The sequence below is a fragment of the Vibrio sp. SCSIO 43135 genome (genome assembly GCF_023716665.1).
Lineage (GTDB): Bacteria > Pseudomonadota > Gammaproteobacteria > Enterobacterales > Vibrionaceae > Vibrio > Vibrio paucivorans.
In genome coordinates this window covers 1,529,518-1,548,789 of the sequence record NZ_CP071859.1, presented here as the reverse complement: position 1 = coordinate 1,548,789, position 19,272 = coordinate 1,529,518, and the positions used below count along the sequence as shown (strand labels likewise).

The following is a 19,272-nucleotide window of genomic DNA, read 5'->3' as shown; positions in this document are numbered from 1 at the left end:
ATGAGCATACATCAATTTCAGCCAGATCTTCCGCCTCCAGCAAATACTGTTGGTGTTGTAGGCTGGTTACGTAAAAACCTGTTTAATACGCCGGTAAATTCAATAGTAACTTTAGTCTTAGGTTACTTTGCCTTTTCTCTAGCATGGTACATCTTTGACTGGGCTATTCTCAATGCAGACTGGGTAGGAACAACTCGCGACGCTTGTACTCGAGAAGGAGCATGCTGGGTGTTCATTAGCGTGCGCTGGGAGCAGTTTATGTACGGCTTCTACCCAGAGGCCGAGTTATGGCGCCCTCGCCTGTTCTACATCACTTTAGCTATATTCACCGTATTGCTGGCGTATGAAAAAACGCCAAAAAGACTTTGGATTTGGTTGTTCTTCGTCAACATTTATCCGTTCATTATCGCCGGGTTACTTTACGGTGGCGTATTCGGGCTAGAGGTTGTGGAAACACATAAGTGGGGTGGTTTACTCGTTACACTAATCATCGCTCTCGTTGGTATTGTGGTATCTCTGCCAATCGGTGTTGCACTTGCACTTGGTAGACGCTCTGAAATGCCGATCATCCGTAGTATTTGTACCGTCTATATTGAAATTTGGCGTGGTGTTCCGCTGATTACTGTTCTGTTCATGGCTTCAGTAATGTTGCCACTGTTCCTAACTGCAGGTTCAGAAACTGACAAACTGATACGTGCACTAATCGGTGTGGTGATGTTCAGTGCCGCTTATATGGCAGAAGTGGTTCGCGGCGGTTTACAAGCGATCCCTAAAGGCCAATACGAGGCAGCTGATGCTCTAGGGTTAAGCTACTGGAAAAAAATGGGGCTTATTATTTTGCCTCAGGCTTTAAAAATCACAATTCCTTCAATCGTAAATACCTTTATCGGTCTATTTAAAGATACCAGTCTAGTTCTAATCATTGGTATGTTTGATGTACTAGGTATAGGTCAAGCTGCAAACACCGACCCAGAGTGGTTAGGCTTTGCAACAGAAAGTTATGTATTTGTCGCGTTAGTGTTCTGGGTATTTTGTTTTGGCATGTCGAGGTACTCGATATGGCTTGAAAACAAACTTCATACCGGTCACAAACGATAATAGAAAGCTCAAGGACGTATTATGACGCAACAACAATCGAATGATTCACAAGAACCGATGATTCAAATTAAGGATATGAACAAGTGGTACGGTGAGTTTCACGTACTTAAAAACATCAACCTTAATGTCCGTAAAGGTGAAAAAATCGTAATTTGTGGCCCTTCCGGTTCTGGCAAATCGACCATGATTCGCTGTATCAACCGCCTCGAGGAACATCAGAAAGGCCAAATTATTGTTTCTGGTAATGAACTTACCGAAGACCTTAAAAACATCGAAGCAGTTCGCCGTGAAGTAGGCATGTGTTTCCAGCACTTTAACTTGTTCCCTCACCTAACGGTTCTAGAAAACTGTACTCTGGCTCCGATTTGGGTAAAGAAAATGCCTAAGGAGGAAGCCGAAGCCATCGCGATGAAGTATCTAGAGCGAGTTAAGATCCCAGATCAAGCCGATAAGTACCCAGGTCAGCTATCTGGTGGTCAGCAACAACGTGTTGCTATCGCACGTTCTCTATGTATGAGCCCTCAAGTAATGCTGTTTGATGAACCAACATCAGCACTCGACCCAGAAATGGTGCGTGAGGTACTCGATGTAATGGTTGAACTTGCAGAAGAAGGGATGACAATGCTGTGTGTAACACACGAAATGGGTTTCGCGAAAGAAGTCGCTGACCGAGTCATATTCATGGATGCAGGTGAGATTATTGAAGAAAACAACCCAGTTGATTTCTTTGAGAACCCACAGTCCGATCGAACTCAAAACTTCTTAGCACAAATCCTCCATCATTAAAGCTAAAGCACTGAACCAAGAGGCGATTCTATCGCCTCTTTTTAGTTGTTATATTGTGTTACATCTTAGAAAATACTTAAGTGCATATTTACATTATTATTTTAAGTAGAAAGATAGTACGCAGGGCTTGATTTTTGTTACATTCAGCCCCATAAATGTACTTATAAACATAAACCCTCATGAGGAAGATTATGAACAGCCCTATGTTTAGCCGCACTTCTACACAAGAAAGTGCAATCCAAACAAATAAAGTTTTGCGTAACACTTACGCTCTACTTTCAATGACTTTACTATGGTCTGCTGTCGTAGCAGGCGTTTCAATGGCAATGAACTTGCCTCGTCCTGGCATCATCCTAATGCTTGTTGGCTTTTACGGCCTGCTTTTCTTAACAGAGAAAAACCGCAACAATAGCATGGGTCTTGTGTTCACGTTCTTGTTCACTGGTTTCCTAGGCTACACAGTCGGTCCTCTGCTAAACATGTACATTGGCGCTGGCATGGGCGATGTTGTTCTTACTGCTCTAGGTGGTACTGCACTATCGTTTATGGCCGCTTCAGCTTACGCTTTGACAACGCGCCGTGACCTTTCAATGATGGGTGGCCTAATGTTGTCACTATTCGTTGTTCTTGTTGTAGGTATGATTGCAAGCTTCTTTATCCAATCTACGGTACTGCACCTAGCACTGAGCAGCCTATTCATTGTGTTCTCTACAATGGCTATTCTTATGACAACACAGGGCATTATCCGTGGTGGCGAGACTAACTACATCTCAGCAACTATCACGCTGTATGTTTCTATCTACAACATTTTCATCAGCCTATTAAGTATTCTAGGTATTATGAACAACGACTAATCTCGTTTAGTTGTTTAAAGAAAGCCCAAAAGCTCTTGCTTTTGGGCTTTTTTATTTCTGCTCTATTGAAGCAGCCCGACGTGCACGCTAACCTATTCATGTTCCTTAACACCTAGAGCCAAACAACATGTTCGAATATAACGGCAAGCAAATTGAAACTGATGAGCAAGGTTACCTTCTTGACCACACCCAGTGGGAAGAAGGAATGATAAATATCTTAGCGGAAGATGAAGGCATAGAATTAACCGACGCTCATCTAGAAGTGATACATTTTGTTCGTGACTTTTATGAAGAATTCAACACTTCACCAGCGGTAAGAATGTTGGTAAAGGCGATGGAAAAAGCTCATGGCCCTGAAAAAGGGAATAGCAAATACCTATTTAAGCTGTTTAAAAAAGGTCCAGCGAAGCAAGCAACAAAACTTGCTGGCTTACCTAAGCCAGCTAAATGTCTATAAAAATGACTAGAGTATCTCGAACCCTCTAAACTCCCTCATTATGGCCTCTTCTCGCTGCACACTTTCGACTGCGGCTGTACGGGGGCCTTCTTCAAGCCAGTTTGCCATCTGTTCAATCGCCAAGCTCTCTCCGCAAACCATTACTTCAACATCACCGCTATTTAAATTCTTAGCGTACCCCGTCAGCCCAAACTTCAACCCTTGATGTGAAGTATGGTAGCGAAACCCGACACCCTGCACCCTCCCAGATACCGTGAATTTCTCGCACTTTTTATTCATATCTATACCTCTCATTTCATTAGGGTGATATATTCCCCAGTTCTATTCCCACCCTCAATGGAAAGAGGGTTTCTCAATGAGTACAATTATTATGAAAGAAATACCATTTCGCTGGATCGACAAATATCTCATTCACTTAAAAATACAAGAAAAATTCTATCTTCTCTTTATTCTACCCATCATTGCTCTCGCCGTTCTTACATTAGTTTTAGACAGTTCATCTGACGCTATGCTCGATAACCTATACAAAAATGAGCTGGTTCTGATGAAAGGTCTAATCGAAGCAGGCAATTTAAGCCAACAACAAGTGTCCGCGCTCATCGCCAATTCAGATACCATCAAAATTGGATCCGGAGAAGGTTCGATATCGGTCGCCAACGGCGCCTTTAGCCTTATTTCAAACCATGAGCAAGATATCTGGACTTCTCTTTCCACGACGCATCTAACAGTCGTTTTAGTTACACTTGGCTTAATCGCTTTAGGTGTTTACTACATTATGACCTTTATCGGTGGCGCCATGTTTACCATGAACAAAGCGCTATCTACATTGGCTGATGGCGACTTAACCAGTCGAATGAACTTTTTCAAAGTGAGAGATGAATTCAGCACGATCGCAATTACTATTGATAAAGTAGCAGAGCGCGAACAGACGTTGGTTCAATCTATCCAAGAATCGGTTGCTTTAATGCAACAAATTAGCTCTGAGCTTAATCTCTCAACTCAACAAAGCTCGGATATGTCAAACACCCAACAAGAGCATCTAAACTCGCTAGCGAGTGCAACAGAACAAATGGCTTCAACCATTCGTGAAGTGGCAACGCTTGCTCATGACTCTAGTACCCAAACTGAAGATGCGAAAAGTGTTGCTCAACTAGGGCAATCGAAAGTAAGTCATACATTAGAGTCGATTTCTAGCCTATCAAGTGAGATCCAATCGGCCTCTCAGGCAGTTGGGGAATTGGATTCAAACGCGGCTCAGATTGATGAAGTGGTCACAACCATCAATGGGATTTCGGAGCAAACTAACCTACTCGCCTTGAACGCAGCTATTGAAGCGGCTCGTGCTGGTGAACAAGGCCGAGGCTTTGCAGTGGTTGCGGATGAAGTTCGAGCTCTTGCAGGCCGAACTCAACAGGCCACTGTGGAAATTCAATCAATGATCGAATCACTACAGCGTAATAGCCAAGCGCTAACCAAGTTGATGGATGTGACAGTAAGCAATGCTAATGAAGGCCAAACGTTAATGTCAGAAGTCAATGCTGAAATAGGTTCATTAGCAGATAAGAATCAGTCGATATCCGACAGTAGCATTCAAATAGCGACAGCAGCAGAAGAGCAAGGCGTTGTAGCTGACAATATCGCCGCAAGCGTCGAAGAAGTAAGAGTGCAAGCCGACAATGTGTGCTCTTTAATCAATGCGACCAACAGCAATATTGATCAACTAAGAAGTCAAAGTGACCGTATGGAATCACTTTTGGTTGGACTTAAAGCATAACGAACCCAAGGCCACTACTTAGTGGCCTTTTTATTTTGGCTTTAATTGCAATTCACCCTCCCTTCCCCGACAATACCCACCTTTCAAAACCAATAGAGCACAGTAATGACTTCGGCAATCTACTTAGAAAAAGGCAGAGATAAATCTCTACGACGTAAACACCCTTGGATTTTTTCTCGCGGTATTAGCAAAGTCGAAGGTACTCCAGAACTGGGCGAAACAGTCGACGTATTGACTAAAGATGGTCGTTGGTTAGCGAAAGCTGCGTACTCACCAAATTCTCAAATTCGAGCGCGCGTGTGGAGCTTTGAAAACGTTGAGATAGATAAATCATTCTTTGTAAAACGCATCCAAGATGCTCAGCTACTTCGCGAAGACATTATCAAACGTGATGGGCTTACAGGCTACAGACTGATCGCAGCTGAGTCAGATGGCCTTCCTGGTATCACAATTGATAAGTACCAAGACTACCTCGTTTGCCAATTACTAAGTGCAGGTGCGGAATACAACAAAAGTTTGTTAGTTGAAGCTCTAATAGAGTGCTTCCCGAACTGTCATGTCTATGAACGTTCAGACGTTGCTGTACGTAAAAAAGAAGGCTTAAAAGAAACGGTTGGTGTACTGCACGGCTCTACCCCACCAGAGTCTGTTGTGATTGAAGAAAACGGCGTTAAGATCAGTGTTGATATCGTCAATGGTCATAAAACTGGCTTTTACCTAGATCAACGCGATAGCCGACTACAAGCGATGAAATACGTTCAAGACAAAGAAGTGCTCAACTGTTTTTCATACACCGGTGGTTTTGGCCTCTATGCACTAAAAGGTGGCGCTAAGCGTGTTATTAACGCAGATGTATCCCAACCTGCATTAGACACAGCTAAGCACAATGCTCAAATCAACGAGTTTGATATTTCGAAAAAGAGAGCTGTCTTCCTTAACGCTGACGTCTTCAAACTGCTACGTGAATACCGTGACCAAGGTACTAAATTTGATGTCGTGATAATGGACCCACCGAAGTTCGTTTCAAGCAAAAACAACTTAACATCTGGCGCAAACGGCTATAAAGATATCAACATGCTGGCCATGCAGATATTGAAACCTGGCGGTACTTTACTTACTTACTCTTGCTCTGGCCTAATGGGCGCAGATCTATTCCAAAAAGTGATCGCTGACGCAGCACTAGATGCAGGCCGTAGCGTTAAATTTGTAGAACGATTTGAGCAAGCAGCGGATCACTTAACCGATTCTGCTTACCCTGAAGGTTTCTACTTGAAGGGCTTTGCGTGCAAAGTCCTATAATTCACTTATCGAATTCAATAAAAAAGGGCCTATTGGCCCTTTTTGTTTATCAACGCTTAATCTCTAGGTGTCTTGCGACACGATAAAGTTTTTCAAGAAGTCCACCGATGCTGCACTATCTTGCGGCAAACTATCAAACTGGCTCGCCGCATCCTGAAGAACAATGACCTGCGTTTCCCCACCATGTTCCATGGTCAATTTCAGATCGTCATCTTCAACGGTGATGTCGATACTGTTAAGCAAGTCTTCCATAGTTTCACCACCATCAACATCAACTAACTCAGAGATATCGATTCGGTCTTCGCCCTTAGTAAAGTCTGCAACCACATCTTCATGAGTTGAGAATTGATCTCCATCTACCCATTTAAAGATGTCGTCACCGTCTCCACCAATCAATATATCGTTACCGATACCACCAATTAACGTATCATCGCCTTCTTGTCCGAATAAGATGTCGTTACCAGCCTCACCTGATATAACATCATCCTTATCACCAGTTTGGCTGGCTGGATTAGATACTAATGCATTACTTATAGACTCGGCATTATCGCGAACATAGTTATGGATAGTTTCTGTATCAACATCTGCTAATTCTTTGCCTAGCTGCTGTGAGACATAACTTTGAAGAGCCGGTATACCTTGCCCTGCAATACCATCGAACTGAACGTTGTCTCCGAATATAACATCCTCGCCAGCACCCGCAGCTATCGTGTCCTTACCAGCATCAACGTCCTGAGTATGGCCCCATATTGCTTCCGCCAATTGATCTACATTGATGTTCTGATCAACTACACCATCCGTGTCAAATGCTTTGAGTGTATTAGCATCCACGCCACTACCAATACCGATAGCTTGTACCGTCGACATATTGGCAAGCACTTGATACATATGCTGAGCTTGAACTGTCACATTTTCAGATTCTGAGTTGCTATCTTCAAACTCAAGTGAAGAACCATCTACGGATAATGTTCCTAACAATTCACCAGTGTATGGCGAATAGACTAAAGCTTCACCATCATCGTAGACCACCACATTATTTCCATCACGTGTGATTGGACTATTTTGTAGTGAACCGATATCAAAGTTATCACCTAGTACATCACCTAGAGACTCAACAGAACCTGTAGATTTATCAACGTACAGCCAAAAACTGGAGAACTCTGCCGCCTCTAAATCGTTTTCAACAGCTCTATTAGGGTACCCATCCGTAATAAAGAAACTGTGGTTTGTCGCACTATCTGACGACACACTATTGAACCATTCGACCGCTGATTCAAAGCCTGCTTCGTAGTTTGTCATTCCCCAATAATCATCTTCGATGGAGCTCAATGCATTAGCAAACGCCAATTTAGGATTAGGCTCCGACAGGTCTATTGAAATGACGCGAGATGCTTCTGAGCCAAATTCAGTAAGCAGTACATTGACCGTACCTGAGTTGGCACCCTGAGTTGCATCGAACAATTGATCAAATGCGGATTGCAGTTCTGCTTTCGCAGGGGTAATCGTTTGATGCATACTTCCAGAGGTATCAAACACGAACGCTATATTATAATCTTCGCCCGGTATGACCTGCAGTCCACTTACATCGCCAATAATCACATCGTGATCACCTGCAGTGGCAATTACATCATCTCCGGCTTCACCAGTGGTAGAAGAGTAACCGCGTAAGCTAGCGCTATCTGAAGCACTATTCGAAGCACTATCAACGATTTGTCCATCAACGACTTCGTTTGCAACCGCAGTCACTGTTACGTTCAAATCAAGGCTGCCAGCGTAGTCAGGTGGAATCGAAATATAGGCATCGTCTATTGTGCCCGACTTACTCACATCCAACGCAACTGGAATGAGATAACTATTTAACCCATTAGCAGTGCTCGTCGGTGAAATCAGCACACCACCGACGAACAGCGATAGGCCTTCAGGGATACCTGACACTACAACACTTTGGCCATCAAGCTGTTCACTGTCATCCGTATCGGACAATGAAACATCGATAGTGACAGTAACTCTCTGCTCAGTAGCAACTGAATACTCGTGGTTCTCATTGTCCAGTTGAATGATAGCGTCAGAAAAAACAATCTGTTCAATAAAGTACAGGTGATCACCTTGGTTAATAGGTGTGACATTGTCACTCTTGGTTTCAGTTTGCGTCTTATCAACGACCTGCCAATAACCACCGCCTGCTTTATCAAACCAAGTTATCTCAAAGTTATCTATAGAACCTTCGTAAATCACCGTGTCAATTGCGTTTGTTGGGTCTAAAGAAGTCTGTGCACCGTGGAAAGTGTCGTTTAAGCCACCACCAACGAATACATCCGAACCGTTATACGTCCCAGTATATGTTACTTGATGTGCAGCGTCTGGCGTTCCCGGAGCGCCTGGATAGGTGTCTTGAGCTACATACAAGTCACTAGATTCACCTGCGCCTACTTCGTGTTTACCTCGGTATAGGTCACCATCTACATCCAGCACTCCACCATTGTTGAAGTCATCAATAATAGAATCGCGATCAGTTGAGAACTCAGGTGCTACATAGCTTGTTTCTAATTGTCCGAGCTCTATAGAAACAACGGGGTCGTCTGCTATCGGCGTAACATCAATAGTAAGCTGTTTCACATCAGATGAAACACCATCTTTACTTACGGTAAAATCGATAACGACGTAGTCATTCAACTGGTCACCAGAGCCGTCAGAATTGTATTCGTTAGTCCCAGATTCATTAAGTTCTGGTACGAACCTTAACTCTCCCGAGCGAATCACTGTGGCGTCAATTGTTTGCTCTGCCGTAATGTCTACCCAGCTGTCACCATCTTTGAGTTGTAATACACCATTATCTAATGGTGACTGAAGTGTTACTTGGCTTGCCACATCAGTAACCCCAAAGTCATCCAAGCTCAGGATAATAGCGGTATCTTCATCTCCACTAATCTCTTTGCTCAGCGCATCTGGAGCCACAGCCACTGGCAATACAGTAACATTAATGACATTGCTGACTTCCGCACTAGGTACATCGTAATTCGTATCCGTTTCGGTTGAAGTCACTGTAACGGTAACCGGATAATCCCCAGGCTCTTCGATTAGCACTTGTAAGTTGACGAAGTCAGACCAATCAGAGATATCCGCAGCACCATCAGCGCCAACGACAATGTCTTCTTCACCAACAGTACGGACGATAGAACCTTCTGGTAACCCTTCAAGTATCACCGACAGTTCTTCTGAACCATCGGTATCTTTAGACGCCCCAATGACAAGATCACTTAAGTTAATAAACGTATCTTCATAGCCGTAATTATCAACTTCAGTAAGTTCAATATTATCCAGCAACGCGCCATAGGTATCGCTCTGAGATGATTGGAATACCAGTTTGTAATCACCATCTTCAGGAACTTCAAAGGTAACCGTCTCTGTCGACCATTCTCGGACTTGGTTTTCATAATCGTAGACAGTAGTTTCATTCCCTTCGGAATCGACGAGCAATAACGTGACTGGAGAAGAGCCGACTCTTCGTGCAGCAATATCAAATGAAATAGTGTAGAAAGAGCCACCCTGCCCAGTAAATTCAGTTGATAAAGTGGTATCGTTTCTGCCGCCTTCGATCTCAAACAGCTTATTTTGTCGGTCGTCGGCATCTCTACCTAAATAGACACCTTCTCTACCTACTTCTACACGTGAACTCGCATTTTCTGTGCCCCAATCACCAACTGCACCATCAGTTAACTCATCTTCAGATACATTGCCGCGCCACGAGCGTCTTCCCAAATCGATATGCTCAAAGTCATTTGACGAAATTACCGTAGGATCTGAAATTGATAGGGATGGCATGTCCGCAACAGGTGTCACTTCTACATTTACAACCTGAGCAGTCTCAACTTCTGAACCATCTGAATCAAGGCCTTGGACGATAAGTCCGAAATCTTCATCGCTATCTTCTGGTGGTTGAACTTCTAATTTGTCGCCGTTGCTGAACGAAATAGTAGCTTCACCTTGAGAAACTGGGACTTCTGCACCGTTAAGGAATAATTTAGCTCCAGAAGGGATTGAAGCGACGAGCAACTGGCTCACAGACGAGCTATCAGGAAGCTCAACAGAAACCTCAATCTTGCTATCTTCTGCACCAACAGAGGACTCTGTCACGATGATGTCGTCAACACCATTTACATTGATAGTTGAAGTCGCGGTGTTAGATGGAAGCCCATTCCCATCAACAACACTCACCTCGATTTCTCTAGGCTGCTCTGATGGACTATCACTGTTGTTACTAAACGTCACCGAGTTAAGGAAAGCTTCAAAACCTGATGCTGATACTTCACTTTCGGTTTGATGCGTAATCACTAACGTAATGGAACCGCTGTCTTCAGTTACTTGAACATCAAAACCGAGTGTATTATCCCAAGAAAGACTATCTGCTTCCTGTTTGTTGGTAAGCGATATGGTCAGCGAAGAAATTGAGTCTTTATCATCAAAGATATCAGCATTCGCAGCTGCAATAGAGACACCGGCATCACCTTCTTCATAGTGAGTTTCAAAACTATCACTCGTATCAACTTTACTTAGCTTGATCACTAAATCATTGAAGTCATTGTCATCCTGTGCAATACCTCTTTGATCGTCGAAGCCAATAATGGTGTCGCCGTGTTCGTCAGCTGAAATACGAATCTGACCTTCTTCATCATGGCTGGTAAACACTTCGACGTTTTTAACAACCGAGTCAACAACTAGTTTACCGTCTGAGTTAACCTCCAGTTTGCTTGAGCCACTGATAAGCGATGCGCCATTAGGGATCAAGAAATACCCTACATTATCCAATGAGTTGATTGTGCCCAGATTCGGCTCTGACACGTCGTGCGAGTTTTCTAGCAACACATGAAGCTCTTGGGTTTGAGACGCTTCATCCCACACATAGTAGCCAAACACATTGTCGTAACCTGCGCTTTCGCTAACAAACTCAAACTGATACTCACTTCCATCAAGATCGATGGTCGGCTTCTCGTTATCAACAATGGTTGCAACACCAGTAACCATTGCCGTTTGATGAGCAGTAGAAGCTGAAAGTGTAAAGCGTTCACCATCATCCATAACTGAGTCATCGCTTGTTACTACGTGAACCTCAAAGGAAGTAACCTGTGGCGGTAGTTCAACGTCAAACTGGCCGTTAACCACAGGCAATGTTTCCGCCACGCCATCAATTACGACCTGAACAGTAGCGGAATTAAAGTCTTCTGGTGAAGTCGCTGAATGCTCAGCCAAAGATAGATTAACTATCGTAGACGACAAACTTGGGTTCGAAATTTGAACGTCAAACACGGCAACTTGGCCTTCTTCAACTCTAATATCCTCAATCGCCTCAACCAACGGTCTGTCGTCATCAGCGCGTTCAGGCCCGTTACCATCAGGGTCGATGCTACCATCATCTTTAACAATAGCCGTACCTGTATCTTGTCCCTGAACACCAACGACACCAGTAGCCACAATCGAGAAATCTTCGACGCCTTCATAAATAGGCGCTCCGCTATCGTCTACTGTCTCTACAACAACTCGTAGTTCTGTAATGCCAGCAGGAATGACGACATCCCCATTATTCTCTATCGGTAACTTGGTCCAACTGCCATTAAGGAAGTGCTGTACCTCAGTATTACCCAAATCTTGTGCATCAGTGGAACCATGAACTACCGTAACATTGATAGTGACAGGTACTTCTGTGTCTTTGGATAAAGTCACGTCGAAGACTGCACTACTACCTTCACTAACATCTGAGGAGTTTTGAACTTCAATAGTTGGAATATCTATATTCTCTATAGAGCCAGACTTACTATGCCCATCAACTACAATGGTGAACGTCTCGGTATTTTCGTAAATACCATCCTCCACAGTTGGGATTAATACCGTAAAGTCCGATACTCCAACTGGAACAACTACCTCTTTAGTTGATTCGTCGTATTTCACACCATTGGTGAACACGATTTGAGAAAGGTCTACATCCTGTTCGCCAGCAGAATCAATCAGGCTAGAACCAAGCTCCAAAGGATATCTAGTTTCAACTAATGCTCCGCCATCTAGAGAAACTTTATAGGCCAGAGATTCACCTTCTTGAACACTGTTGGACAGCAATTCAATTCCACTTACATCAGGAGAGGTTGGTAGAGGGTTTACAATCACATCAACTGACGCTTCACTGAAACCACCTTTATCATCGGTAATTTGGTAGCTAAACTCTGTGGTACCAACAAACGAATCGTCCAAATCGAAATACACTATCCCGTCTTCGATATAAGCTTCGCCGTTTTGTTCGCCATATACGAAAGTGATACGCAACGAATCTCCATCTGCATCCGTATCGTTAGCTAGCAGTTCATCAACAGGTATAGCAAGTACGCCACCTTGATTAACCGCGTAAGCGCCTTCTTCATTAGATGCTTCGAAGCCTGTTAGGAAATAATCTGATGAATCGTTTCCTCTTGCAGGAACATTATCAAATTCAATCGCTTCAAATACGATACTGTCGAAAGCCGTACCGTCTAAGTCGATATCGTAACTACCTTTATTACTTCCTTGATTAGCAACAAATGAACCGCTGGATACAGGGACACCATCCAAATACGCAACCCACATACCTTGTTCATCATTACCTGAACCACCTTCGTTTAGGAAAAGGTTGGAGACTTCGAACGAAAACTTAGTCGCGGGCTTATCTAGTTGTATCTCGAATTTTTCTGATTCACCATCTTCACGGTTGTACTGAATTTGAGCAGCAACACCACCGTTTTCATGACCACTCACGCCGCGCTTAACGCCTTGCTCCGTGATATCTCTGGATTCATCCTGGTAACTAGCACTAATAGATGCACCATCAGTATCCCAAGAGCCATTGTTAAATGAACCTAAGCTTACTTGGAAACCAACAGGATCATCGACTGCCACTGGAGCTTGGTTTTGCTCATCAATCGTGACGGTCGATTCTTCGCTCACGTTACCGTCGGCATCAATAGCACGGTAGTCGAAAGAGTCGTTATTATCAGTTTCCAAATAACGTAGTTCCCAGTTGCCTTTACCAACGGTTGAGACATCTACTCGAGTGATTTCAGCACCATCTGGCAACTCGAAGTCGTCTGAAGGGATAACAATTTCGTGTAACAGATTGGCATCACCAGGACTTTCTTTTTGGTATTCAAATGTCTCGCTACCACCTTCGAAGAACACCGTAATTTGGACACTAGACTCAAATCCGTTGTTCGTGCCTTCGTAGAAAAAAGCACCCAAACCGTCTAGGCCTAAAGTGACAGAATCAGCTGGACGACTTGAAAACTCGATCGACAGCGTCTCATCACTATTTATTCCCTTATTGTTTTGGACCCCAATACCATGCCCTACATGACCTTCATTTTCATCTCCACGGTATTGCACAAGTCTACCATCAGGGCTTGATATCGTGACAATGTCACCGTTATCTAGCTCCAACTCGCGAGTATGGCTATCTACTTTCTCACCCCAGTTATAGAAGTCAGTCTGACTTGGGTTTTGATCTTCCTCACCAAGTGGAGAGACCTCCACTTGGCTATTTAGTCCTAAAGAGAAGCCCTCAGAGTTGGAGTCCGCTTGATATTCGATGAAGTTCGGATCAAACACTGTGTACTGAGTATCATCATCACCTTCGCTATACAAATCAGCGGCTGTAATAGCTACGCCTTTGTAAAACAACGTACCAGATTCAGGTAGCTCAGTGATGACTACACCGACTTGTGCTCCAGTCGCATCATCTTCATTGTCTGAAATATGATCTAGGCTTTCATCCGCACTATCGAAGATAACTTGCGTGCGCCCATTGCCAGCAACACCAACCGTAAAGTCTTCTGATTCGGGCGGGTTATCATGTCTGTCATCAATCACTACCGATTGTTTGGCACTTGAAACATCAATCGCCTCAAATACATTCTCATCTGTTTCAGGAGCTGTAACGGATACAACAGACACTTCAAAAGATTCATTTTCTTCGTACACATCATTATTGATGGTATCTATAGTGAACGTGGCAGTTACACCATCAGCCCCAACCGTAGCGGTGTGAACTTCAGTAATGTCTTCATCATCTGCATTCGTATACGTGTATGCTAACGTAACCACACTACCTTCAGGAGCAAACTGATCTAGCGTCACTTCAAATTGATCTGTTGTTTCACCTTCTAGCACTATCGAAGGTCCAGACAGCGATACCGTGACTACGTCCGCCACGTCTTCATCGTCGATCTTCACTTTGACTTTGTCTGCACCTTCCAGCGCATCCACCGCTTCAAAGCTGTTATTCACATCATCAACATCGGTAATTTCAACTTTAAGCTTCTCGGTACCTTCGTTGAGGTAGTCATCCACAGTCTGCACGGTAAACTGCGCTTCACCTGTAGAATTGATGGTGATGCTGTCTGGTAATGCTTCAGTATCGTCACCACGCGAGGCTTTACCTTTCCAATCGAGCGCTACGTCGATAGAAGTATCACTTGGTAAGTCAGTCAGTGGGTTTCCGTCGGCATCAACTAGTGTCACGGTGTAAGTCAGCTCACCGCCTTCATCAACGCGTGACTCATCCACGGTAATTTGTGCGTAGACGGTGTCTTCTTCACCTTGAACGGTTTCATCCACAATTTGGCTTGATGCAGAATCGCTACCAGATAACGCATCAACCGCTTCGAAGCTGCTGTTATTGTCCGCAACTTCACCCAGCGTGACGCTAAGCTCTTCACTGCCTTCGTTTAAGAAGTCATCGGTAGTTTGAACCACGAAACTTGCCGTACCGCTGCTGCCGACGAGCACTGAGCTCGGTAACGGATTGGTGTCGTCACCTAAAGAAGCCGCACCACTCCAGTTGAGTTCGACTTCCACTGACGCGTTGTTTGGTAAATCCGTCAGCGCATTACCCGCTGCATCAACCAACGTGACGGTGTACGTCAGTGCACCGCCTTCTTCAATGCTGGCTTCATCCACCGAGATTTGGGCGTAAACAGTATCTTCTGTGCCCTGCGTATCTTCATCGTCGATCTTCACTTTGACTTTGTCTGCACCATCCAGTGCATCCACCGCTTCAAAGCTGTTATTCACATCATCAACATCGGTAATTTCAACTTTAAGCTTCTCGGTACCTTCGTTGAGGTAATCATCGACAGTCTGCACAGTAAACTGCGCTTCACCTGTAGAATTGATGGTGATGCTGTCTGGTAATGCTTCAGTATCGTCACCACGCGACGCTTTGCCTTTCCAATCAAGCGCTACGTCAATAGAAGTATCACTTGGTAAGTCAGTCAGTGGATTTCCGTCGGCATCGACTAGTGTCACCGTGTAAGTCAACTCACCGCCTTCATCAATGCGTGACTCATCCACGGTAATTTGTGCGTAGACGGTGTCTTCTTCACCTTGAACGGCTTCATCAATAATTTGGCTCGATGCAGAGTCGCTACCAGATAACGCATCAACCGCTTCGAAGCTGCTGTTATTGTCCGCTACTTCACCCAACGTGACGCTAAGATCTTCACTACCTTCGTTTAAGAAGTCATCGGTAGTTTGAACGACGAAGCTTGCTGTACCACTGCTGCCGACGAGCACTGAGGTCGGTAACGGGTTGGTGTCATTACCTAAAGACGCCGCACCACTCCAGTTGAGTTCAACTTCCACAGACGTGTTGTTTGGTAAATCCGTCAGCGCATTGCCCGCTGCATCAACCAGAGTGACGGTGTAAGTCAGTGCACCGCCTTCTTCAATGCTGGCTTCATCCACGGAGATTTGGGCGTAGACAGTATCTTCTGTGCCCTGCGTATCTTCATCGTCGATCTTCACTTTGACTTTGTCTGCACCATCCAGTGCATCCACCGCTTCAAAGCTGTTATTCACATCATCAACATCGGTAATTTCGACTTTAAGCTTCTCGGTACCTTCGTTGAGGTAATCATCGACAGTCTGCACAGTAAACTGCGCTTCACCTGTAGCGTCGATGGTGATGCTGTCTGGTAATGCTTCAGTATCGTCACCACGCGAGGCCTTGCCTTTCCAATCGAGCGCTACGTCGATAGAGGTGTCATTTGGTAAGTCAGTCAGTCGATTTCCGTCGGCATCAACAAGTGTCACGGTGTAAGTCAGTTCACCGCCCTCATCAATGCGTGACTCATCCACGGTAATTTGTGCGTAGACGGTGTCTTCTTCACCTTGAACGGCTTCATCCACAATTTGGCTTGATGCAGAATCGCTACCAGATAACGCATCGACCGCTTCGAAGCTGCTGTTATTGTCCGCTATTTCACCTAAAGCAACGCTAAGCTCTTCACTGCCTTCGTTTAAGAAGTCATCGGTGGTTTGAACCACAAAACTTGCCGTACCACTGCTACCCACGAGCACTGAGTTCGGTAACGGATTGGTGTCGTCACCTAAAGACGCAGCACCACTCCAGTTGAGTTCGACTTCCACAGACGTGTTGTTTGGTAAATCCGTCAGCGCATTGCCCGCTGCATCAACCAGCGTGACGGTGTAAGTCAGTGCACCGCCTTCTTCAATGCTGGCTTCATCCACCGAAATTTGGGCGTAGACAGTGTCTTCTGTGCCCTGCGTATCTTCATCGTCGATCTTCACTTTGACTTTGTCTGCACCATCCAGTGCATCCACCGCTTCAAAGCTGTTATTCACATCATCAACATCGGTAATTTCGACTTTGAGCTTCTCGGTACCTTCGTTGAGGTAATCATCGACAGTCTGCACAGTAAACTGCGCTTCACCTGTAGAATTGATGGTGATGCTGTCTGGTAATGCTTCAGTATCGTCACCACGCGACGCTTTGCCTTTCCAATCGAGCGCTACGTCAATAGAAGTATCACTTGGTAAGTCAGTCAGTGGATTTCCGTCGGCATCGACTAGTGTCACCGTGTAAGTCAATTCACCGCCTTCATCAATACGTGACTCATCCACGGTAATTTGTGCGTAGACGGTGTCTTCTTCACCTTGAACGGCTTCATCCACAATTTGGCTTGATGCAGAATCGCTACCAGATAACGCATCGACCGCTTCGAAGCTGCTGTTATTGTCCGCTACTTCACCTAAAGCAACGCTAAGCTCTTCACTGCCTTCGTTTAAGAAGTCATCAGTGGTTTGAACCACAAAACTTGCCGTACCGCTGCTGCCGACGAGCACTGAGCTCGGTAACGTATTGGTATCGTCACCTAAAGAAGCCGCACCACTCCAGTTGAGTTCAACTTCCACTGAGGTGTTGTTTGGTAAATCCGTCAGCGTATTACCCGCTGCATCAACCAACGTGACGGTGTACGTCAGTGCACCGCCTTCTTCAATGCTGGCTTCATCCACGGAGATTTGGGCGTAGACAGTATCTTCTGTGCCAAGCGTATCTTCATCGTCGATCTTCACTTTGACTTTGTCTGCACCATCCAGTGCATCCACCGCTTCAAAGCTGTTATTCACATCATCAACATCGGTAATTTCGACTTTAAGCTTCTCGGTACCTTCGTTGAGGTAATCATCGACAGTCTGCACAGTAAACTGCGCTTCACCTGTAGAATTGATGGTGATGCTGTCTGGTAATGTTTCAGTATCGTCACCACGCGACGCTTTGCCTTTCCAATCAAGCGCTACGTCGATAGAAGTATCACTTGGTAAGTCAGTCAGTGGGTTTCCGTCGGCATCGACTAGTGTCACGGTGTAAGTCAGCTCACCACCTTCATCAATACGTGACTCATCCACGGTAATTTGTGCGTAGACGGTGTCTTCTTCACCTTGAACGGCTTCATCCACAATTTGGCTTGATGCAGAATCGCTACCAGATAACGCATCGACCGTTTCGAAGCTGCTGTTATTATCTGCTACTTCACCCAATGACACGCTAAGCTCTTCACTGCCTTCATTTAAGAAGTCATCGGTAGTTTGAGCGACGAAGCTTGCTGTACCGCTGCTGCCGACGAGCACTGAGGTCGGTAACGGATTGGTGTCGTCACCTAAAGACGCAGCGCCACTCCAGTTGAGTTCAACTTCCACAGACGTGTTGTTTGGTAAATCCGTCAGCGCATTGCCCGCTGCATCAACCAGCGTGACGGTGTAAGTCAGTGCACCGCCTTCTTCAATGCTGGCTTCATCCACCGAAATTTGGGCGTAGACAGTGTCTTCTGTGCCCTGCGTATCTTCATCGTCGATCTTCACTTTGACTTTGTCTGCACCATCCAGTGCATCCACCGCTTCAAAGCTGTTATTCACATCATCAACATCGGTAATTTCGACTTTGAGCTTCTCGGTACCTTCGTTGAGGTAATCATCGACAGTCTGCACAGTAAACTGCGCTTCACCTGTAGAATTGATGGTGATGCTGTCTGGTAATGCTTCAGTATCGTCACCACGCGACGCTTTGCCTTTCCAATCGAGCGCTACGTCAATAGAAGTATCACTTGGTAAGTCAGTCAGTGGATTTCCGTCGGCATCGACTAGTGTCACCGTGTAAGTCAATTCACCGCCTTCATCAATACGTGACTCATCCACGGTAATTTGTGCGTAGACGGTGTCTTCTTCACCTTGAACGGCTTCATCCACAATTTGGCTTGATGCAGAATCGCTACCAGATAAACGCATCGACCGCTTCGAAGCTGCTGTTATTGTCCGCTACTTCACCTAAAGCAACGCTAAGCTCTTCACTGCCTTCGTTTAAGAAGTCATCAGTGGTTTGAACCACAAAACTTGCCGTACCGCTGCTGCCGACGAGCACTGAGCTCGGTAACGTATTGGTATCGTCACCTAAAGAAGCCGCACCACTCCAGTTGAGTTCAACTTCCACTGAGGTGTTGTTTGGTAAATCCGTCAGCGTATTACCCGCTGCATCAACCAACGTGACGGTGTACGTCAGTGCACCGCCTTCTTCAATGCTGGCTTCATCCACGGAGATTTGGGCGTAGACAGTATCTTCTGTGCCAAGCGTATCTTCATCGTCGATCTTCACTTTGACTTTGTCTGCACCATCCAGTGCATCCACCGCTTCA

The 19,272-nt window shown here is 45.0% G+C and carries 9 protein-coding genes; 6 read left to right on the top strand and 3 right to left on the bottom strand.

Translation table 11 applies throughout. The features are described from left to right. The 4 genes from J4N42_RS07020 (at nt 1) to J4N42_RS07005 (ending at nt 3,195) form a co-directional block, all read left to right on the top strand. A complete protein-coding gene (locus J4N42_RS07020; RefSeq protein WP_252030712.1) occupies nt 1-1,098 on the top strand; it encodes an amino acid ABC transporter permease in 1,098 nt (365 codons plus the stop codon). Nucleotides 1,099-1,119: 21 nt separating this feature from the next. Next, nucleotides 1,120-1,884: an amino acid ABC transporter ATP-binding protein gene (locus tag J4N42_RS07015; protein WP_252030711.1), complete on the top strand. Its 765-nt coding sequence runs from the start codon at nt 1,120-1,122 to the stop codon at nt 1,882-1,884. 191 nt (nt 1,885-2,075) lie between these two features. Next, nucleotides 2,076-2,738, top strand: coding sequence for a Bax inhibitor-1/YccA family protein (locus J4N42_RS07010; RefSeq protein ID WP_252030710.1), 663 nt, complete (start codon nt 2,076-2,078; stop codon nt 2,736-2,738). A gap of 127 nt (nt 2,739-2,865) precedes the next feature. After that, nucleotides 2,866-3,195 (top strand): TusE/DsrC/DsvC family sulfur relay protein, encoded by a 330-nt coding sequence (locus J4N42_RS07005; protein WP_252030709.1) that lies wholly within the window; start codon nt 2,866-2,868, stop codon nt 3,193-3,195. 6 nt (nt 3,196-3,201) lie between these two features. Here J4N42_RS07005 and yccX read toward each other — a convergent pair whose 3' ends face one another. Next, on the bottom strand, nt 3,202-3,474 hold the full coding sequence (gene yccX, locus J4N42_RS07000; protein WP_252030708.1) for an acylphosphatase: 273 nt from the start codon (nt 3,472-3,474) through the stop codon (nt 3,202-3,204). Between the two features lie 91 nt (nt 3,475-3,565). Between yccX and J4N42_RS06995 the strand changes: the two genes are divergently transcribed. Together J4N42_RS06995 and J4N42_RS06990 are read left to right on the top strand one after the other, a co-directional pair. After that, a complete protein-coding gene (locus J4N42_RS06995) occupies nt 3,566-4,969 on the top strand; it encodes a methyl-accepting chemotaxis protein (RefSeq protein WP_252030797.1) in 1,404 nt (467 codons plus the stop codon). Nucleotides 4,970-5,074: 105 nt separating this feature from the next. Continuing rightward, the gene (locus J4N42_RS06990; protein WP_252030707.1) at nt 5,075-6,268 is read left to right on the top strand and encodes a class I SAM-dependent methyltransferase; all 1,194 of its coding nucleotides are present in this window, start codon (nt 5,075-5,077) and stop codon (nt 6,266-6,268) included. Between the two features lie 63 nt (nt 6,269-6,331). Here the strand turns inward: J4N42_RS06990 and J4N42_RS06985 are convergent, their stop codons facing one another. Both J4N42_RS06985 and J4N42_RS06980 read right to left on the bottom strand, forming a co-directional pair. Beyond that, the gene (locus J4N42_RS06985) at nt 6,332-18,868 is read right to left on the bottom strand and encodes an Ig-like domain-containing protein (protein WP_252030852.1); all 12,537 of its coding nucleotides are present in this window, start codon (nt 18,866-18,868) and stop codon (nt 6,332-6,334) included. After that, on the bottom strand, nt 18,852-19,265 hold the full coding sequence (locus J4N42_RS06980; protein WP_252030705.1) for a hypothetical protein: 414 nt from the start codon (nt 19,263-19,265) through the stop codon (nt 18,852-18,854). The genes J4N42_RS06985 and J4N42_RS06980 overlap by 17 nt, the downstream gene beginning before the upstream one ends. Between the last annotated feature and the right edge of the window lie 7 nt (nt 19,266-19,272).